Source organism: Helicobacter marmotae (assembly GCF_003364255.1).
GTDB lineage: Bacteria > Campylobacterota > Campylobacteria > Campylobacterales > Helicobacteraceae > Helicobacter_C > Helicobacter_C marmotae.
In genome coordinates this window covers 20,529-40,844 of record NZ_NXLR01000014.1, presented here as the reverse complement: position 1 = coordinate 40,844, position 20,316 = coordinate 20,529, and the positions used below count along the sequence as shown (strand labels likewise).

Sequence of the window (20,316 nt, the reverse complement as noted above, 5' to 3'; positions counted from 1 at the left end):
TCCTAACTCTGCCATTCAAGCTCTGCAAAGGCTTCCTTAATGCTCGAATGCACTTTTAAATTACTAATAAATGTATAGCCAAAGTTGTCATTTTTAAGCTTTAAATGCAGCTCATGGTTGCCCTTAAGGTTTTGCGCATGGGCTTTGAACTTCTCTAAAATCCCCTCTTGCACACTTTGAGCGCTAATAACCACGCATAAAGGCATACACATATCAACCTGCTCAGGCTTCATATCAATGGGAATAATCCTCTCTTCCTCTTTGACTTCGCTTTTATCTTTAAACTCCACTTTTGTTGTTTCTTTTAGGGCTTCTTTAAGGGTGAGAATCTTCAAAATACGAAGACTTATGCTATCCTCCCTCTCCTCAACCTTGCATTTAAGGGCTAAAGGCTCTTGCAAATTAAGCCCCTCCAAACTCTCAAGGTGTTTTTCAAACACCATAATTTCCATATTCCCACCATAATCCAAAAATTCAATGCTTCCAAAGGGCTTGCCGCTCTTTTTGCTGATTTTACGCTTAATATTAAGCACCTTGCCCACAAGCATACATGAGGAATTAAGCTGCAACTGCTCTAACTCTATGCTTTTTACCACGCCTTTTATGCCCTTGATTTCCTCTCTAAAGTCATCAAGCGGGTGCCCTGATACATAAATCCCCATACATTCATACTCATAATCAAGCAAAGTGCGCACATCATATTCAGGTTCATTTTTTATCCCTAGCTGAATATTAATCTCTACATCATCTCCGCTAAAAAGCGAAGAGCTCATCATTTCTTTTGCCTTATCTTTCTCGCGCCCTTTTTCACAAAGCATATCAATATGCTCAAGCATACTTTTACGCGAATACCCCAAATTATCCAGCCCACCAGATTTGATAAGCGGCTCTAGCGAACGTTTAGTAAGCTTAGAGAAATCCACTCGTGCGATAAAATCTTCTAAATTTTTAAACACACCATTTTTCTCGCGCTCTTGTATGATATTCTCAATAGGCGCCTCTCCTAAGCCCTTAATCGCACTTAAGCCAAAGATAATCTTTTTCTCCCCATCAAACTCACCCACGCCAAAGTCATTTTCAGATATATTCACATGCGGGGGCACTATGTCGATATTCAAGCTTTTGACTTCATCAATATATTTGGCTACAGATTCTATTTTATTAGTCTCACTTGTAAGCATAGCTGCCATAAATTCATGCTCATAGTAAGTTTTCAAATACGCGGTTTGGTAAGTAATCATCGCATAGGCTGCGGAGTGAGATTTATTGAATCCATAGCCGGCAAATTTGACAATAAGCTCCCATAAATCCTCTGCCTTAGCTCTATCAAAGCCCTGCTTCTCTGCTCCATCGGCAAATTCTTTCTTAAGCCTTATCATTTCATCAAGCTTTTTCTTCCCCATAGCGCGGCGCACTAAATCCGCCCCACCTAAAGAAAAGCCCCCAATAGTTTGCACAATCTGCATAACCTGCTCTTGATAGACAATCACGCCATAAGTGGGCTTTAAAATCCCCTCTAATACATCAAAAGCATAATGAATGCTAGCCAAACCATGCTTGCGATTAATAAAGTCATCAAGCATACCTGATTCCATAGGACCGGGGCGATAGAGAGCAAGCATCGCTACTATATCCTCAAAAGTGCTAGGCTTTAGCTTTTTAGCCAAGGCTTGCATACCTTCAGATTCTATTTGGAATAAGCCCAATGTATTGCCACTTTGGATACTCTCATAAACCTTGCTATCTTCCATATCCATAATGCTAAAGTCTATTGCCACGTCATAGCGCTTTTTGATGAGCTTAATCGCATCATCAATCACTGTGAGTGTCTTTAAGCCTAAAAAGTCAAATTTAATCAAATCCACTGGTTCAAGCCAATTCATAGAATATTGCGTAGCTACACCTTGCATTTTGTCATTGGTATAAAGGGGCACCTTATGCCATAGCTCTTCTTTAGAATCTATCACAATAGCCGCTGCGTGTGTGCCTGCATTACGCTTTAAGCCCTCTAAAAGCACAGCATAATCCCACACCTGTTTGGCTAAAGGATTGCTATTAACAAACTCGCGGAGTTTGGGCTCTTTCTCCCATGCACCATCTTTTTCTTTGCCGTCTTTGCCTATATGTTTTGTAAGGGTAATGCCAAGCTCTGCGGGTATAAGCTTCGCAAAGGCGTCTGCATCATTATAGGGCATATTAAGCACTCTAGCGACATCGCGTATCACACCCTTTGCAAGCAAGGAGCCAAAGGTAATCACTTGGGCTACATTATATTTGCCATAAGTATTGGCTACATATTCTATCATCTCGCCTCTTCTGCGCTGGCAAAAGTCCATATCAATATCAGGCATACTGACCCGCTCTGGATTCAAAAACCGCTCAAAAAGCAAGTCATACTTCAAGGGGTCAATATTAGTAATCTTTAGCGCATAAGCCACAAGGCTTCCAGCGGCACTTCCTCGCCCCGGACCCACAGGGATACCACTCTGCTTTGCAAAATTCACAAAATCCCACACTATCAGCATATAGCCGGGAAACTTCATAGAGGTAATCACCTCAATTTCTCGCTCTAATCGCTCCTTGTAGCGCTCATGCAAACTCTCATCTATATGCTCTAATCGCTCCTTTAAGCCCTCTCTGCATTTATAGGCAAAATACAGCGCATCATCTATGGAAGAAAGGGGGGTATTGAGCTTTTGCTCTAAGCCCTCGCTTTGGGCGTAGCTTTGCGTATTTTTAAAGGTTGGGGGCGTGGCGGGGGTATTATGCAATAATACTTCACCTGTGTGCTTATTTTTAATCTCAATATTTTTCAAATCCAGCTCTAAGCGGCATTTACGTGCGATTTCTTGGGTATTTTCAATCACTTCGGGCACATCTAAAAAGAGCTTTTGCATTTGCTCGGGAGATTTCACATAAAATTCTTTCACAGAATGCTTCAATCTATCTTTATCATGGAGTGTTTTACCCATTGCCACACACATAGCCACTTCCTGCACACTCGCATCTTCTTGCATAGAATAATGCGTATCATTGGTAGCAATCACCTTTACCCCACACTCCCTGCCTAATTTAAGAATCTGCTCATCAATAAAAAACTGATCATTAATCCCATGGCGCATAAGCTCTAAATAAAAATCCTCGCCAAAAATATCCTTATACTCAAGCACGACTTCTTTAGCGACTTCATAGCCCTTAGCTCCATAGCGCACATTACGCGGATTATTGACATTTAGCTGCCAATTCACCTCACCCTGCAAACACGCCGAAGAGCACACTAAGCCCTCGCTTCTCTCCCGTAGCAGCGCCTTATTAATGCGCGGATAGTAATAAAAGCCATTAATATAAGCTTGAGAGCTAAGATACATAAGATTCTTATAGCCTATTTCATTTTTAGCAAAAAGGCAGAGGTGAAATCTCTGCTTTGTGTCCTTGTCATTGAGTGTATCGCCATTGTGGAGATAGGCTTCAATGCCAATAATGGGGTTTAGCCCCTCTTCTTTCATACTTACATAAAAATCAAGTGCCCCAAACATATTGCCATGGTCTGTTACCGCTACAGAATCCATGCCCAACTCTCTCACACGTTTTGCTAAAAATTTGATTTTATTCGCCCCATCAAGGAGGGAGTATTCTGTATGTAAATGCAAATGTGTAAAGCTCATTGTACTATCCTTTAAGTGCAAATAAGTGCAAATGATGAGTTTCAAGTTAGTTTAAATCTATTTGTGAGTGAAAATACATCAATTGAGTAAATTATAAGTGATATTCCTTGAGTCTTTATTGAAAGTAAGAAAGATTCCCTATAACGCAAGCTATCTTTACCCCCTTCTCACTTTAGACTTAAAGTCGCTAGTAGTATATTTCACCGCTGGGAGACGTTGGAGGCTTTATGAGTGTTTCCTTTAGCGAATGCTTCACACTCAAAGAAAACATAACAAATAGCTTAAGATTCTAAAGCAAATAACAATAAGGGCTTTGCGTTTTAAGCCACCACAAAAACATTTATTTAAAAATATCAACACAAGCGATTTGTGCTTCTATCTCTAGGCTTTTATGCAAGGTTTGAATCACTTTTTGAAAATGCTTATAGTCTATTTCCTCGCCCTTGTGGCTTTTAAGGTATTTATCTAGGACTTGATAGCCACCGATTTTATACTCCCATACTTCTTTTGAAACATTGCGAAAATAGAGAAAATCATTTACAAAAAGCCTTTTATCCTGCTCTTTGTAAAGGGGTTTTTGTATCGTTAAATCTCTGTTTTCATTGTCAAATAAAGCCTCGCCTATACTCAAATCCTACTCCTTGTTATAAAGATAAAGTGGGAAAACATAACTCCCGCTACCCACTAAATGCAAATCAATGATATTTTGCGTGATGAAAATATTGTTAAGTTCTTGTAACTTACAGCCTCTATCACAGATTAAGCCTATATTTTGCATGTTTAAGCCTTGAGATAGAGGGGGAATATCGTCCCCGCTCCAGTATTGCCCCCGCCCATTAGGCTCAAATCTACTAAAGTATTTATTGCTATCACACATTGCCAAGAACCGCTCATCTTGTATTGTCTCGCGACATTTAAGCCTATATTGCAACCTATTATCACTTTTCTGTCTGTCTGTCTGTCTGTCTGTCTGTCTGTCTGTCTGTCTGTCTGTCTGTCTGTCTGTCTGTCTGTCTGTCTGTCTGTCTGTCTGTCTGTCTGTCTGTCTGTCTGTCTGTCTGTCTGTTGTGCCGTTCATTAAATGCACAGCGATAAGCTCTTGTCCCAATGCACTAAGCTTTAAAAACATCTCTTTACTTTCTACAAAAGGAATCTTTGGGAAATCAATCTTTAAGAAATCAATATATCTTTCGCGGTAGTCTTTATGAAAAAGCACAGCATAAATGTAGCCCAAAATCTGCTCGGGGCTAAAATGCTCTTTGTATTTATCATCTATGAAAGCCCTAAATTCGGGAGTGAAATTTTCTATCCCTTTAGAATCTGAGTTTTTGAAGTCTCCTAAAAAATGCTTCATTACTTTGCCTCTAGGTCTCTCTAAAAAGCCCTTAGAATTGCACGTATAGTAAGTCCAACGATAATCAAATGGGCGGTAATGAATTTTTATATAATTATTTGGGGCATTGTTTGTATCTCTTAATTCTTTTTGGGCGTATTCTATTTTCCAATCTTCAGAGTCTTTTGGTAGGTTAAATTCTTTTCTTGCTTCTTCCACGCCAAGCTCTAAAAAACGCAATATTCTTGCCTTAAAATCCTGCAAAGACTTTTCATCATCAGAATTTGACATTACCATATCTCTACCGCCCACAATTCCACGACTTGACAATCTAAATATATCCTTTACACTCCAGCCCTTATCATAATTTTCTCTTGGTCCATTTTGCGGGATAAAGAGATAAAAAGGTGCATTTGGCTTTAGCTCCTTCCAAGAAATAGAATCTAAAGTGTTTTCATAAAGAAAATTATATTTGTCTTTACATTTGCCATAGAGGTCATAATGATAAATTTTTGCTAAGGGTTTGGTTGAAGATACTTCTTTAGCATTTCCTGTCTTGTCATTCTGAGGGCAAATGCCCGAAGAATTTTGAGATACTTCGGCTAAAGCCTCAGTATGACAATTTCCATTTTTCACAAAAACATTGATAGAAACACCCCCCTTTATGCCAAAGACATTTTCATCTTTACTCCCATCAGGGCAAACTTCCTTTTTAGTCACACTGCCATGCAAATCTAAGATATAAATTTCATCAAAACTCTTAAGTAGAGAATACCTCATGCCGCGAAGAGTAGGTGCATCTAAAAAGTTATTATTAGAGATAAAGGCAAAGATTCCACTTCCTTGTTTTTGAATCTTGGATTCTGCAAAGCAGATGAATTTCACATAATCATCAAATAAGAATCTGGGATTTTTTTCTCCGAGCTTTTTGGACTCAAAAATGCTTTTAAAAGCGCTTTTACACCGAGTAAAATTTTTATAGTCTGCATTCTCATCTTGTCTTAATCGTTTTCTCTCTTCTTTATTGAGATGTTCATACTTCTTGTAGATTTTTAAATATTGCTCTATTTCTTGTTGTTGTCCTTTTTCTAACTCTCCCTTGCTTGGATCTATTCCATAGCTGATACGCACTTCATTTGCATATAAGCCCTTATTCGCACTAGCACCTGAATATGGGGGATTCCCCGTTATAATGAGGATGGGGTCTTCCTTAATTTTTTGGGCAGCTTTAAATTCATCTACAAACTCTACAATTCCTGCGAGAAGATTGCTTTCCCGATTTCGCTTAGTTTGTTCATTCTCTGTATAAAGAGTATTAGTTAGCCTAATATTAAGCGATTCACCATCTTTTAACTCCGCACCAAACTCTTCTTTAAATACTTGAGAAAGTCTTAAGTGAGCTATTGCATAAGGAGCAATGAGATATTCAAAGCCACAAAACTGCCTTAAAAGCCTTTTAGGCTGATAATCCGGGCTATTTCTGTTTATGTCCCCTAGGGCTTTGCGAAAGGCTTCTAGGAGAAATGTCCCCGTGCCTGTGGCAAAGTCTAAAAGTGTGATATGGTTATCTTCTAAACTCGCACCTAAGCCCTTTTGCAAACCAAAATCAGCCCTCAATACAGAATCTATGGCATTGATGATAAAGCAAACCACGCTCGCAGGAGTATAATACACCCCACGTTCTTTACGCTGCTTAGAATCATATTGGGCTAAAAATGTCTCATAGAAATGTAAATATGGGTCTTTATGTATGTAAGCAGTCGTGTAAGTCCCTAGCAAATCTTTTTCACTACTTTTATTAAGCTCATGGATAATACTTGCAATATCGATATGATTAATAATATAACATATCTCATCTAGCAGCCATTGGATAGAAACTAAATCCTCAAGTTGATTGAGAAAATCACTCATAGCACGAAGAAGAGGGAATGATTTAGGGATAAATTTCTTTGCATTATACAAATCAAGCTCTTTGCCATGGTTAAGCCTTGCAAGAAATAAACTATATGTGAGTGTTTGGGCAAAACTATCAGCAAATTCATCAAATGCTAGCTGCTTATAGAGAAATTTCTTAAAGGTATTATATACACCTTGGATATGTGAATTATTCTGTGCGTTTATAAGGCGATCTTTTAAACGACTTGTGCGTATGGCTAGGGCGTTGGCAAACTCTACAGCGGTGCTAATGGGCTTAGGTTTGTGGGTAAAAAAGCATTTAAAAAACTCTTCTAAATCTTTAGCCTTTTGTGCTAGAATGGCTTTATTTCTAAGTGTCGCTTTAAGCTCCCCTAGCGGGCAGATTTCAAGCTTTGAAGCTATATATGCCCCCCCCCCCGGAACATCTCTTAAATCCCCACGTACACGCCAAAAACGCAAGTAATCAGTCAATATGATATTATCACTTAATTTTAAGTATTTTTGAATTTGCTCACTTTGGGCGACTTTGTCTAAATCTGCTTCCACTCGCTTATTTTCTATACATCCTATAGTCAAACCTTGATTTGTGATAGCAAAGTCCGGTGCGCCTCTGCCTTCTTTATCATTGTTTGGCTCATGTGTAATATGAAGATTTTTTAACCCTAAATCACCACAAGCAAGTTTATCTTTTAAAGTTTCAAATAATTGCTGCAAGGGCATTCTATAAGTATGCTCCTTATCTTGGCTCTTTATATCTTGTATTGCCTCTAAATATGTTTTTAACACTTCCATAGCCTCTCCTATAAGCTTCTATCCCCTACTTGTAACTGCCCAACTCATCATCTGCCTATACCTTAAAAAGCGAGCTTAATGCGTCAATACCTCGTTTTTCTTCCTCTTGTTTTTGCTCTACTTTACCCTCACTTCCTAACTCTATAAGCTCAATATCGCACTCACAAAGCATACTTGCTAGGCGGATATTCACGCCATTTTTACCAATAGCCTTGCTCTTTTGATCTGGCTTAATCTGCACAATCGCCTTTTTTCGCTCTGCCTTGCCCGAAGCATTTTTAGCCTCATTTATATCCCCTGCCTCATTTTCCTCAATCTTCACACTCACTACATGGGCTGGCGTAAGTGCTTTGGCGATAAAAATCTCTAATGTACTATGGTACTCCACACAATCAATATTTTCATTTGCTAGCTCCTTACTCACCGCATTAATGCGCACTCCCTTAACGCCCACGCAGCAGCCTATAGGGTCGATACGCGCACTATGAGAATACACCGCTACCTTTGCCCTATCGCCCGGGATTCTCGCACTTTTATAGATGATCACTTCATTATCTTTAATCTCTGGCACTTCCATAGCTAAAAGCTCTTCTAAAAATTTCGGTGCTGTGCGGGAGAGCTCCACTTGCAAGCCATTACGATTAATGCCTACAAACTTCAAAATCGCCCGAACGCAATCCCCCACCTTAAAATGCTCTCCTTTTATGCGGTTTTTCTGTGGTAAAAGCGCTCTAATGCCCTCAATCTCAATAAATGTATTCCCCTCTTTATCCACGCCCACAACCTGCCCATTGACGATTTTACCAAGCATGGAGCGGAAATTTTGCAAAATTTGGTCTTCTATGGAACGTTGCAAGTGGTATTCAAGATTCAAAAACAGCTTATTAATCGCTCCCCTGCTCATCGCCTCTAATTGAATCTCACAATCTACCTCATCATTGATACTTACATCGCCAAGCTCTTTGGCGCTTGCTAGTGGAATGTATTTCGCGCTCTCTTCTTCATCTAATGCCCTCTCATCTTCACATACCCTCATACGATAAAAAAGTTTCAAAGTCCGCTCTTTTGGGTCTTCTTCTACAAAATAATTATGATATGGATTGATTTCTTCTTGTGCGATTTTGATAAGCCCATCTTTGACAATACCTAGCACCACCTGATTATCTAAGCCCTTGTCATAGGCAATTAAATCAATAATATCTAAAATCTTTTCCATGTTAAACATTTCTCCTAACGCTCTAAAATTATGGATTGTTTTATATGTAGCTTGCGGGTTTTGCACAGCCAAATAAATGCCATAAGCCTTGACTTTTAGCTCTTGCAAGGATTGTAATAAAAATTTGCTTAAAGTTCCAAAATATGCCTATTTTTCGTTATAATGGGCGATTCTATAAATCACAGGAGTCAAAGGAGAAAGCTATGGAGCTTAAACTTGCTAAGAGTGCGCCAAATGCCAAAACACTCACCAAAATAACCACTGAAGATATACTCAAACAATGCGCAGCAGGCACACATATATTTTATTTTGATAAAGAAAATTCACATAAAGATATGCAAAAAGCTTGCACATTTTTCCAAAAACAGGGCTATAGCACGCATTTGCATGAAATCCGCTATGCCCTAGATGAGGGAAGCTATATCTATGAGCTCCATATTATCTAAACACTTGCCACTCCTCCCATGAAGCTTTTTGTCCAAACAATGGGTTGTGCGATGAATGAGCGCGATTCAGCACATATGATTGCTGAATTGCAAACAAAGCTTAACTACACCCTTACAGATAATCTCAAAGAAGCAGATTTAATCCTTATCAACACCTGCTCCGTGCGAGAAAAACCAGAGAAAAAGCTCTTTTCTGAAATAGGTGCTTTTGCTAAGATTAAAAAGCAGGGGGCAAAGATTGGCGTATGTGGCTGTAGTGCGAGCCATTTAGGGGAAGAGATTATCAAAAAGGCTCCGAGTGTGGATTTTGTGCTTGGGGCAAGAAATGTATCTAAAATCACGCAAGTGCTTTTCCAGCCTAAAGCCGTAGAAGTGGATATTGACTATGATGATAGCACATATATCTTTGCCTACTCACAAAGTATGAATATTAAATCAACACTCAATATCTCCATTGGTTGTGATAAAAAATGCAGCTATTGCATTGTGCCTTTCACTCGCGGTAAAGAAATCTCAATCCCCACAGATTTACTCCTCAAAGAAGCGACAAACCTCGTGCAAAATGGCACAAAAGAGCTCTTACTTTTAGGGCAAAATGTCAATAACTATGGAGTGAGATTCTCCCACCCTCACCCAAAAACAAACTTCACCGAGCTTTTGCGCCGCTTAAGTGAAATAGAGGGCTTGTATAGAATCCGCTTTACTTCACCGCACCCGTTGCATATGGATGATGAGTTTTTAGAAGAGTTCGCCTCTAATGCACGCATAGCTAAAGCCCTGCATATTCCCTTGCAAAGTGGCTCAAGCAGAGTGCTAAAGATGATGAAGCGCGGCTATAGCAAAGAATGGTATCTCTCGCGTATAGCCAAACTCAAGTCCCTCCTCCCTAATGTGGGCATTGGCACGGATATTATCGTGGGATTCCCTACAGAATCTCAAGCAGATTTTGAAGATACTATGGAAGTGCTAAAAATTGCTGAATTTGACACACTCTATAGCTTTATATACTCACCTCGCCCCAATACAAGCGCATATAGCTATGATAAAAGTATGCTTATAGAGCCCGAAGTCGCCAAAGAGCGGCTAGCCCGGCTCCAAGCCCTGCATAAAGACATCTTGCGCAAAAAGGCAAGAGAGGAGATAGGACACACTCATGAGGTATTAATAGAAAATCATCGCGATGATAAAGAGCATTGCTTTAGTGAGGGACGTAGTAGTAACAACAAACTTATCAAAATTAAAGGCATAAAATGCCCCATTGGGAGTATCGCTCAAGTGAAAATTACAGAAAATGAGGGAGGTTCGCTCATAGGGGAATTTATAAAGGAGCTAAGCCTAGAATCTGCCCTAAAATTAAACACACCAAAGGCTGCATATGCCCAGTAAGGAAACCAAACGCGCGATTATCGCAGCTATCCTCCCAAAGCTTATGTATGTGCTTTTACGCCTTTTGTATCTCCTCACACGGCATAGATTCCATATAAATGAATACTCTAAAACGCATAATTTTATCGGGGCATTTTGGCATGGGGAGTTTCTTATGCTGCCCTTTTTATATAAACATTTTCAAACACAAGTAAGCAAAGAGCGCGACAAGGGCTTTTATATCATCTCCTCTCATCATTTTGACGCAGAAATTATGGTAAAAATATATGCGATGTTTGGGCTAAAAAATTTGCGCGGCTCCACTTCAAAGGGCGGGTTAAAGGTTTTAATAGATTCTATAAAACTGCTTAAAGAAGGCTATGATGTAGCCCTTACCCCCGATGGTCCAAAGGGACCTTATCATAGCATTAGCGATGGCGTGATAGCGATGAGTCAAAAAACAGGCAAGCAGATAGTCCCCTTGCGTGTGGTGTGCTCTCGGTATTGGGAGCTAAAAAGCTGGGATAAGTTCCGCATTCCTAAACCATTTGCACGCGTGGATTATTATATGCTGGAGGGCTTTAGTATCGATAAAGATATGAGCCTTGATGATGCAAAGGCATTAGTGCGCACACGTTTAGAAAAGGAACTCTAAATGCTTGGTGCTGATGTAAAACTAAAGAGTGAGGGCTTAGAAAATTGCTAAAAATGCTACTTCGTCCATTTTTTTCTACCATTCTTATTGGTGTGAATCTTGATGCAAAGGTATGCTCACTTAAAATAGTAGTGATAAAAAACCATCGCATAAAAAGCACGATAAATAAAGAATTTAAAATCGTTGATAAAGAATTGCCCGTAGAAGCAGCAAAGATGATTAAAAGCTATAAGCGCAAATATCCTTTCACATATTTAAGTGCGATGAGTAAGACCTACAATCAAGGTTTGGCAAATTGCTCTAAAAAATCTCAACTGATTCAATTTGGCATTAACCCTAAAACCTCCCATATTGTTGAAATGCCAAATCATTGGGTGTTTTATATCCAAAATCTTGCCATTGATGAAAATCGTGTGAAATATATCCGCGCATTGGGGCTTGACTTTCTCTTCTCACCTTTTGCGATTGTATATGAAAATATCAAGGCAAAACTGAGTAAAAAAATCAAACTCTATGTCTTGCAAGAACGTGGCAGTATGACGCTTTTTGTGGCTAATGATGTCGGAGTGTATTTTGGCGGATTTTTTATGATTGGGGGGGAATTAGAGCAAAGCGATGAAGAAAATGCCATTATGGAAGTGCGCTCTTTAAAAGAGCTAAGTGAGCTAGATAGCATACTAGGCTCCCTTGATGAGTTAAATGAAATTGGCGAATTAGAAGATTTAGATGAAGAGCTCATACGTAAAGAATTTGTCCCCGAAGAGGTAGATTCCCAAAAGCAAAAAGAGGCAGAAAAAACGCGCTTAGAGGGTTTAAAGGATTTAGCTAGAGCATCAAATGCCCTAGAAGTGCTAACAAACTCCATTAATGAATTTTATAGCAACCCTATTTATAATGCTCAATTTATAGAATCTATTGTCATACTTGATACCTATGGTATCACAGAGCAAGCCCTAGACCACATAAGAAATGCGATTATGCTTGATATAAAAGTGCAGCCAATCAATATCCCCGATGCACTCATCGAGCTTGCAAAAGCCGAACTCCACGCACAAGGATAAATGATGATTTATAGCTTTATACGTCCTAAGCCAAAGAGTATTTTTAAACGTTATACAAAAATTTGGTTTGCCTATAGCGTGTTAGCGGTATTGTGCGTGCTTTGCTTTGCCAAAATTTTAGAACAACAAGAAAGTGCGAAAATCAAAGAGCAAGCGCGCATTCAAGAGCAGATTCAATACACTAAACTCAAGGCAATCGTTGTTAAAGACTACATAGAGCGACTTGATTATGAAGTAAAAATTGGCAAAGAACTGCAGCTACAAAATCAAATGCTAAAAGATGGGCTCTCTAATCTCCTCAAGCTTATCCCAGACCAAATCACCACACGAAGCATAGAGCTTGATTATAATATGCTTATCCTTAAAGGGCTTACCCCCTCAAAAGAAGTATATAAATTCCTCCTTGAAGCGCCTTTGCGCGCAGTTTTCACACAAACAAAGGTTGAATTCTACCCGCTTGTAAGCGGTTGGTTTAACTTTATGTCTATAAGCAAGGCAAATCCCGCCCTCAAACCCCTTGATACAAAGGAAAACCAAAATGGACAATGATTTTCGCACAGATTATGCGCTGAAAAACTTTGTATTATTTTTAATATTTAGTGCTATTTGTGCATTTTGCATTATGAAAATCCTCCTCCCCCAGATTACAGAATACAAAAAGCAAGCCCAAGAGGCAAAAAAAGCAAAAACCACGCTTGCCCAAGTACAAAGGGACTATCTTGCGATAGAAGCACAACTCAAAACGTTCTCTATACAAAATTACAAAACCCTATCAAACCTCTATAATCAAAGCGATGAAGTGCTCCTCCTTGAGCTTTTGCAACCACAATTTAATGAGCTTAAAGTCAAAAAGCTAAATGTAGTCCATGAGCAAGAAATACTCAATACATATTATCAAATCACAGGTTACGCCCCTGATACCCAAAGCATTGAAGATTTTATCACTTGGGCAAATACCATATCCTACATCGCAAAAGTAGAGCTACCTATCAAAATGGAATTTGATGAAAAAACCAGACATATTTATTTTGTGATGGTTGTAAATCTCAAAACTTCAACATACAAAGAACATCAAATTATCCTTGATAATAAATTGCGATTTGATTACTTTAGACCTTAAGAGAGTGAATGTGCATTGCAGCGTCTTAAAAGATGAACTCCTTAGGGCATTCTCATGGAGCACTGGAGGGCTAATAGACTGCACTTTAGGCTTTGGCGGGCATACATTAGCTTTTTTAGAATCTGCCCCAAACACACAAGTATATGCCTTTGATAGAGATAAGAGCGCGATTGCATTAGCACAGCAAAGATTAGAAAAATACCGCTCACACATCAAGTATTATCATTGCCCTTTCTCTCTGGTGCTCACAAAGCTTGAGGCAAATGAGCTTCAAGGTGTGAGGGGGATTATTGCAGATATTGGTGTAAGCTCTATGCAGCTAGATAATGCCAATAGGGGCTTTAACTTCCACTCTTTAGCCCTAGATATGCGTATGGATAAGGATTCAAACCTTGATGCCAAAAGGGTATTAAATAGCTATTCTCTAAGAGAGCTAGAAGCAATATTTAAAAACTATGGCGAAATCAAGCAATATAAAAAACTAACAAGGCTTATTGTGGATAGACGCGCGCAAAAAGGCTTTGAATCTTGCCTAGAATTAAGCGAGCTTATAGAATCTCACTTCCCGCGTATGGGGGGGCTACACCCTGCCACACTTGCATTTCAAGCCATCCGCATAGAAGTCAATGACGAGCTAAACCAACTCCGCACATTGCTTCAAAGTATCCAAACAGCCTTTGAGGGCGGGGCATTAGAGCAATGCAAGGTGGGTATTATTACCTTTCACTCACTTGAAGATAGAATCGTAAAGCAATACTTCAAGCAATGGAGTAAATCCTGTATCTGCCCGGAAGAATCATATAAATGCCAATGTGGCAACAACCATGCCTTAGGAGAAATACTCACCAAAAAGCCCATTACCCCCACTTCCAAAGAAATCGCCCATAATAAGCGCGCACGAAGTGCAAAATTGCGCATTTTTGCATTAGGAGCTAAGTATGTTTGAAGATGATTCTCTAAAAAACCTCATACTCCCCAAATCGCGTCTTAGCATAGAAGAAAAAGAAGAAATCCTCTCTCCGCAAGAAAGGAGTATAGAATCTCCAGATGGACTAAGCCTTAAAGAACTAAAAATTGCCCTTTATATTATGCTCCTTGTGCTTATACTCTGTGTGCCAAAGGTCTATCTCTCAAACACAATCTACTACCTCAGCAAGGATATAAGCACATTACAAACCCAACATGATATGCTCCTTGAAGAAAACAAGCGCCTTAAACACGAGATACAAGAGTTGCGCTATAAAATTTTAATCCTTAATGAGTTTTAAATATGCCTTATTGTAAGATTAAATATCCCCATATAAAGAAAGATAATGTGTGAAGTAAAAGCTTTAAGTGTCGCTACACTCAAGCAAAGAGGCTTAAAAAGCTTCCTTGTTGTTGATATTCGCTCATCTCTTGCCTATAAGAGTGCGCATTTGGCAGATTCCCTACATTTGGATAGCCCTCAAGCCATACTTGATTTTTATAAACCCTCTCGGGCAAACCCCCCTAGCCATTGTTTTCATCATTTATCTTTAACACACGATTCCCTCACCCCCCCCCCCCCCGCTGATTACAATCAGCCATTACTTATTGTATGCTTTAGCTCCCAAAAGGCTAAGACCCTCGCCCATAAACTAAGAGATAACCAAGCCTTTCTAAGCCTCTATGGGCATACAAGCATCTACTTTTTAGCATCTGGCATTATGGAAGCCTTTGATAGTGGGTTTGAAGCCTTGCAACAACCACAGCCCCCTACATATTTAGAATCTACCCTATATGATTTAAAAACAAAGTTCCTCCAAACACAGCGCACCTTTATCGTAGCCTTTAGCGGAGGCAAGGACTCTACTTGTGTGCTGCAGCTTGTGTATGAAATGCTTTTATCCCTCGAGCCAAATCAAAGACGCCAAACCTATGCCATTGCCTCAAATACATTAGTAGAAGCCCCTCATATCAGCCATTTCTTACGCAAAGTGATAGATTCCATTAATAGCCATGCAAGGGCAAATCATATCCCCTTTGAAGTACTTGAAGTAAGCCCAAGCCTCAAAGATGACTTTTGGGTCAATCTCATTGGTAAAGGCTACCCTAGCCCTACACGTACCTTTAGGTGGTGCACTGATAGGCTTAAAATCACTCCCGCGAAGCAGCAAGTGGCTCAAATCACACAAAAGCATGGCTCCGCACTCTTAATCTTAGGCACAAGAAAAGCAGAATCAAACAATCGCAAAAAATCCATAGAAAAGCGAGTTTTAAACGAACAAGGCTACTCCCAACACCACGACTTCCCCGATACCCTCACTTATTCGCCTATCGTAGAGTGGAGCACAGATGAAGTATGGGCTTATCTTAGCACTCATAAACCCCTATGGAGCAAAGACCATAGCGAGCTTTTCTCCCTCTATAGCAAGGCAAGCGGAGAAGAATGCCAATTTATCACAGATTTAAGCCAAAAAAGTTGCGGGGGGTCGCGCTTTGGCTGCTGGGTATGCACGGTAGTTAGTGAAGATAAATCCTTGCAGGGCTTTATCGCTTCTGGGGAAGAGCATTTAAAGCCTTTAAATGAGTTTAGAGACTATATCAAGGCATTGAGAGAAGATAGCAGTGCGAGGGCAGACTATAAGCGTAATGGTATGGCAGCCTATAAAGTGGGCAGACTAGGACCATTTTTAAGCCATAAGCGAAAGGAAATACTTCATAAACTTCTTAAGGCTGAAGAAGCCTTTATGCAAAATGGCGGGGAGGAGCTTATAAGCGATGAGCAAATCTTAGCCATACAGGAGATATGGGATAGAGAATTTGACTTTAATAAAAGTGCCATTAGCTTAGCAAAGGAGGTAGGCAGAATGAAAGAAAAAGAGCGTTTAAAAAGCAAAGTGCTCCATAAGGAGCTTTTAGAACAAGTAAGTGAGGATTCGGGGATAGAATCTCAACTCTTAGAAGAGCTCATTAGCACCTCAATAGATATTTGCAACAACACAAGCCTAAGAGGGAGAAACCCCGCCTCTGTGCAAATCAAAAAGCATATAGAAAAGCTCATTAATGACAAAACAAGCAAAAGGGGGCATGATGTTTATTGAAAAAATCACCATTTGCAATCTTTTTGCATATTATGGAGCGGTGGAAGTGGAGTTCCCACATATAGAGGGGAAAAATCTCTATTGTATCTATGGGCAAAATGGCTTTGGGAAAACAAGCTTTATCAACGCTTGCAAAATAGCCATTTGTGGGAGTGGGCTAAGGGATTTTAATGCAGAAAATGGATTATGCAAGAAATTCAAACTTAATGCGCAAAGCTTCATCAAAGGTAACAAAAAGGGCTTTAGCGGAATTTTAAACACATATGCTGTTAATGAAAGCAAAACAGACTTTTATATCGCCATTACAGGCAAGCTTAATGATAATAGAAGTTTTTATCTCAAAAGGGGTTTTGAGAATATTGATTGGGAGCTAGAAGAAACATTAGCATTAAGCATTGATGAAGAACACTTTAGCGATGAAGAAGCTCAAGAGAAGATAAATGCGCTTATATTGCCGAGTAATTTTGTAGATTTTTTCTTCTTCAATGGTGAGGAGATAGGCGAAATTTCAGAGAATCTCCACACAGGCTTAAAGGAAAAAATCGAGGAGATTCTAAGGATTAAGCCGCTTGATATAATCTTAAAACAAATTGATAAGATTACAAACGAGCTAAACTCCCAAGCCCTAGAAGATGAGAAACAAAAACAAAGTTTTGAAGAGAAGCTAAACGACATTGAAAAAGCAAAAAACAGCTTAGATTCTATACAAAGACAAATCAATATCATACAAGAGCAACAAGAAAGCAAGCAATATGCCCTGAAAGAAAAGGAAAAAGAGATACAAAAGCTCATCTCTAGCAATGATAAAACAAGGCAAGAACTCTATGATGAAAAACATGAATTAGAAAAAGCAATCCAAGCGCATAAAGAGGGCTTAGAGGAGGCTTTTAAACATATCATTTTTCTAAGCAACCCCAAACTTACAAAACAGCTAAATGATGAAATCCAAGCGATAGAGAGTCATAAGCAAAGCCAAGATATACAAACCTATCAAAAGCTTCTCCCTGCGCTCAAAGCCACCTCTAACAAAATAATCCAAGCAAAAGCCCCAAGCCAATCCCAAGAGATACTCAAGCTTACTTATGATATATTTGATACATTCTTGCAAAACCTCGAGCAACAAAGTAGCTATAACTCACAGATTTCACCAAGCTTGATAGAATCTTTAAAACTTTCTCTTGTGAGAATAGAAAACAATGCACTTAAAAGCTATATCACAAAAAGCAAAGAGCTGAAAAATCAGCTAGCACAATGCAAAAGAGAAATAGATGAGTTTCATCTTGATTCATACACACAAACACAAAAGGCATATTTAGAGCAAGAAATCTCCAAGCTTAAGCAAGCATACCAAGAAAAAGAGCAAGAGGAAAATAACCTACAAGAGGAAAGACAAAATCTGCAAATTAAAATTAATCACCTTCAAGTAGAGCTTGAAGCCATGAGGCAACATATCCACAACGAGCGCATTGAAGAGAAAATAAAGATTCTCAAAGCTCTGCAAAATACTCTACAAGCCTATAAGCAAAAGCTGATTTCCACCCTTAAAGGCGAGCTAAGAGAAAATATCCTCCAAAAGTATAAAATGCTTATTAGTGATAATGTCAATTCCATAAAGATTGATGAGGACTTTAAGATACATCTTTATAATAGCAATGAAGACAATATCTACATACAAAGTCAAAGCAGCGGACAGAAGCAAATCCTAGCTATTGCGATTTTTTGGGCATTAAGCGAGCTTTCACATGCGGAGATTCCCCTTATTATCGATACGCCCTTAGGGAGGATTGATGCAAAAAATAGAAAAAACATCATTCAAAACTACTATGCCCAAGACCTCCAAACTATCATCATGCCTACCGATACAGAAATGGGCAGAAGAGAATATGAATATGCTAAATCCCATATAGCACGACTTTATAAGATAGAAAACCAAGATGATAGAGCTCATGCTGCAATCAAAGCAAGAGGGATAGAAGACATATTATTATAAAGGAGACAAAATGGCTGATTTCTACACGACTAACAAAGAAGAAGCACTTATACACAATATCTTAAAAGACGGCTTGAAAGCAGAGATTCCCAAATATTATGTGCTTAGAATCGCCCTTGCTAGGAGTTTAGGCTTAGATAAATACCCCCTCAACCATAGCATTTGGAATGAGAAAACCTTAGGCGGGGAGACAAAAGGCGAATATCACCTCAAGCAAATCACAGGCAAAGATACAAAAGAAGATTTTGACACTATGTTAAGGGCACTGCTCTATACACAGCATAAAGAAGAGTTGGATGAAAGTGGGAAAAATATATTGAATGATGAGGGATTCTATAAAGACACTTTAAGCAAATACATTAAAAGGGGATTATATGAAATCAGGCAGACATGGAAACTTAGCGATTGCTTCTATCAATGGTGCTTAGACAACCTTCACTTGCAAATGCCAGAATCTGCCAGAGAGATTCAAGGCAAGCAGAGTGAGCCCATAGACTATGCCGAACGGATAAAGGATCACTGCAAGAAAAATGCTATTGAGATAGACATTATGAATAAAGAGGAAAGCTATAGGTGCTATCTCATGCGAGTGGAAGTTGAAGATTCTATGAAGATTGAACTCTTTAAGAAAGTATCAAAACAATTTAAAGATGTGCTTGGAAATGAAGTCTTAACGCAAAGTTGTAAAGGGATTCCTAAAACCTTTGACATACAAATCGCTAAAGCCCAAAAATATTGGCAAAAACCCAAAAAAGCGGAAATACAAGCAGGACTAGACACACTCAAAAAAGCAGACTTTAAGCTCGGGCTTTTTGCTGGAGTAGATAATGAGAAAAAGCCTTTTTGCTTTGATTTAGTTGAGGCTGTGCATTTGTTTGTAGCGGGGGCGACAGGAGGGGGTAAAACCGCACTTTTAAAAACTCTCCTTGTATGCCTCTTAAGGCACGAAAATGTACAAATCACTATCATAGACCCAAAGGGGAGTAGTTTCAAAGAATTCCAACATTATGAGCGTATAAAGTTTATAGTAGATTCTAAAGACTTTGTACCCTGCGTGGATGAACTCGTGCAAGAAATGGAGGAGCGATACAAAAGGCATAGTGAAGGGGTAAGCTATGAAAGGATGCCTTATCATATCTTGCTTATAGATGAGCTTGATAGTTTAGCTTCAAAAGGCATTGATGAAGAGCTAGCAAAGCTAGCCCAAAAAGCAAGAGAAGCTAGAATCCATTTAATTTTAGGCACACAAAGTCCCACTGCTCAAAACTTCACATCAAATCTACGCGCCAATATTCCTTCCCGTATAGCCCTCAAAACATCATCTACCCGACAATCTATGGTCATTTTAGATGAAATTGGGGCTGAAAAGCTCACAGGCAAAGGCGATATGCTTATCAAACTCCCCCATAACGCAGAAATCAAGCGAGTCTTGGGCGTGGAGATTGAAAATGAAGATATAAACAGCTTTATTAATACTTAAAAAAGTGAAGATATATTTATGCAGGATATATCTTCACTTCTTCTTGCTGGCTTCTTGCAGAACTCTTACCATTCTCTCTCAATCCTCATCTCTCACTTTATAACACCTCTCTCCCTCACCCCGCCGCATTCTCCACATATCTACACGATAATTATTAAATTAAACTTAATTTATTCTTATATAAGTTTGTATAATATAGAATCTTAAGTCT

At 39.1% G+C, this 20,316-nt stretch carries 15 protein-coding genes; 11 read left to right on the top strand and 4 right to left on the bottom strand.

All coding sequences use genetic code 11. The annotated features are described in order from the left end of the window. Positions 1-2: 2 nt before the first annotated feature. The 4 genes from dnaE to nusA form a co-directional block, all read right to left on the bottom strand. Positions 3-3,665 (bottom strand): DNA polymerase III subunit alpha, encoded by a 3,663-nt coding sequence (gene dnaE, locus CQA63_RS07265; RefSeq protein ID WP_104700569.1) that lies wholly within the window; start codon positions 3,663-3,665, stop codon positions 3-5. Between the two features lie 340 nt (positions 3,666-4,005). Further along, on the bottom strand, positions 4,006-4,296 hold the full coding sequence (locus CQA63_RS07260) for a type ISP restriction/modification enzyme (protein WP_104700568.1): 291 nt from the start codon (positions 4,294-4,296) through the stop codon (positions 4,006-4,008). A gap of 3 nt (positions 4,297-4,299) precedes the next feature. After that, the gene (locus tag CQA63_RS07255; RefSeq protein WP_115511849.1) at positions 4,300-7,707 is read right to left on the bottom strand and encodes a type ISP restriction/modification enzyme; all 3,408 of its coding nucleotides are present in this window, start codon (positions 7,705-7,707) and stop codon (positions 4,300-4,302) included. A 55-nt stretch (positions 7,708-7,762) separates the two neighbouring features. Then, complete coding sequence (gene nusA, locus CQA63_RS07250) at positions 7,763-8,923, bottom strand: transcription termination factor NusA (protein WP_104700581.1); 1,161 nt, start codon at positions 8,921-8,923, stop codon at positions 7,763-7,765. Positions 8,924-9,066: 143 nt separating this feature from the next. Here nusA and CQA63_RS07245 point away from each other — a divergent pair, with 143 nt between their 5' ends. From CQA63_RS07245 to CQA63_RS07195, 11 genes are read left to right on the top strand one after another with little or no spacing between them, the layout of a single operon-like run. Then, on the top strand, positions 9,067-9,369 hold the full coding sequence (locus CQA63_RS07245; RefSeq protein WP_244916285.1) for an HP0268 family nuclease: 303 nt from the start codon (positions 9,067-9,069) through the stop codon (positions 9,367-9,369). Positions 9,370-9,387: 18 nt separating this feature from the next. Then, positions 9,388-10,755 (top strand): tRNA (N6-isopentenyl adenosine(37)-C2)-methylthiotransferase MiaB, encoded by a 1,368-nt coding sequence (miaB, locus tag CQA63_RS07240; RefSeq protein ID WP_104700565.1) that lies wholly within the window; start codon positions 9,388-9,390, stop codon positions 10,753-10,755. Then, positions 10,745-11,389, top strand: a complete 645-nt coding sequence (locus CQA63_RS07235; protein ID WP_199770718.1) for a lysophospholipid acyltransferase family protein — start codon at positions 10,745-10,747, stop codon at positions 11,387-11,389. Before miaB ends, CQA63_RS07235 begins: the two co-directional genes overlap by 11 nt. Positions 11,390-11,442: 53 nt before the next feature. Continuing rightward, entirely contained in the window at positions 11,443-12,450 is a 1,008-nt protein-coding gene (locus CQA63_RS07230) for a hypothetical protein (RefSeq protein WP_233706671.1), read from the top strand. Next, entirely contained in the window at positions 12,451-12,999 is a 549-nt protein-coding gene (locus CQA63_RS07225) for a hypothetical protein (RefSeq protein ID WP_233706667.1), read from the top strand. It begins immediately after the preceding gene. After that, positions 12,989-13,570: a hypothetical protein gene (locus tag CQA63_RS07220; protein ID WP_104700561.1), complete on the top strand. Its 582-nt coding sequence runs from the start codon at positions 12,989-12,991 to the stop codon at positions 13,568-13,570. The genes CQA63_RS07225 and CQA63_RS07220 overlap by 11 nt, the downstream gene beginning before the upstream one ends. Before the next feature lie 4 nt (positions 13,571-13,574). Then, positions 13,575-14,516, top strand: coding sequence for a 16S rRNA (cytosine(1402)-N(4))-methyltransferase RsmH (gene rsmH / locus CQA63_RS07215; RefSeq protein ID WP_104700580.1), 942 nt, complete (start codon positions 13,575-13,577; stop codon positions 14,514-14,516). Next, a complete protein-coding gene (locus tag CQA63_RS07210) occupies positions 14,509-14,838 on the top strand; it encodes a hypothetical protein (protein WP_104700560.1) in 330 nt (109 codons plus the stop codon). Before rsmH ends, CQA63_RS07210 begins: the two co-directional genes overlap by 8 nt. Positions 14,839-14,883: 45 nt before the next feature. Then, entirely contained in the window at positions 14,884-16,635 is a 1,752-nt protein-coding gene (gene dndC, locus CQA63_RS07205) for a DNA phosphorothioation system sulfurtransferase DndC (RefSeq protein ID WP_115511848.1), read from the top strand. Further along, complete coding sequence (locus CQA63_RS07200) at positions 16,622-18,625, top strand: hypothetical protein (protein WP_147288751.1); 2,004 nt, start codon at positions 16,622-16,624, stop codon at positions 18,623-18,625. The genes dndC and CQA63_RS07200 overlap by 14 nt, the downstream gene beginning before the upstream one ends. A gap of 10 nt (positions 18,626-18,635) precedes the next feature. Beyond that, positions 18,636-20,105 (top strand): FtsK/SpoIIIE domain-containing protein, encoded by a 1,470-nt coding sequence (locus tag CQA63_RS07195; protein WP_104700556.1) that lies wholly within the window; start codon positions 18,636-18,638, stop codon positions 20,103-20,105. Positions 20,106-20,316 lie beyond the last annotated feature (211 nt).

Coding starts and splice junctions, on each gene's coding strand:
- nusA (WP_104700581.1), bottom strand. CDS start 8,923: ATGGAAAAGATTTTAGATATTATTGATTTAATTGCCTATGACAAGGGC.
- CQA63_RS07255 (WP_115511849.1), bottom strand. CDS start 7,707: ATGGAAGTGTTAAAAACATATTTAGAGGCAATACAAGATATAAAGAGC.
- CQA63_RS07235 (WP_199770718.1), top strand. CDS start 10,745: ATGCCCAGTAAGGAAACCAAACGCGCGATTATCGCAGCTATCCTCCCA.
- CQA63_RS07195 (WP_104700556.1), top strand. CDS start 18,636: ATGGCTGATTTCTACACGACTAACAAAGAAGAAGCACTTATACACAAT.
- CQA63_RS07210 (WP_104700560.1), top strand. CDS start 14,509: ATGTTTGAAGATGATTCTCTAAAAAACCTCATACTCCCCAAATCGCGT.
- CQA63_RS07200 (WP_147288751.1), top strand. CDS start 16,622: ATGATGTTTATTGAAAAAATCACCATTTGCAATCTTTTTGCATATTAT.
- miaB (WP_104700565.1), top strand. CDS start 9,388: ATGAAGCTTTTTGTCCAAACAATGGGTTGTGCGATGAATGAGCGCGAT.
- CQA63_RS07225 (WP_233706667.1), top strand. CDS start 12,451: ATGATGATTTATAGCTTTATACGTCCTAAGCCAAAGAGTATTTTTAAA.
- dnaE (WP_104700569.1), bottom strand. CDS start 3,665: ATGAGCTTTACACATTTGCATTTACATACAGAATACTCCCTCCTTGAT.
- CQA63_RS07220 (WP_104700561.1), top strand. CDS start 12,989: ATGGACAATGATTTTCGCACAGATTATGCGCTGAAAAACTTTGTATTA.
- CQA63_RS07245 (WP_244916285.1), top strand. CDS start 9,067: ATGCCTATTTTTCGTTATAATGGGCGATTCTATAAATCACAGGAGTCA.
- dndC (WP_115511848.1), top strand. CDS start 14,884: ATGTGTGAAGTAAAAGCTTTAAGTGTCGCTACACTCAAGCAAAGAGGC.
- CQA63_RS07230 (WP_233706671.1), top strand. CDS start 11,443: ATGCTACTTCGTCCATTTTTTTCTACCATTCTTATTGGTGTGAATCTT.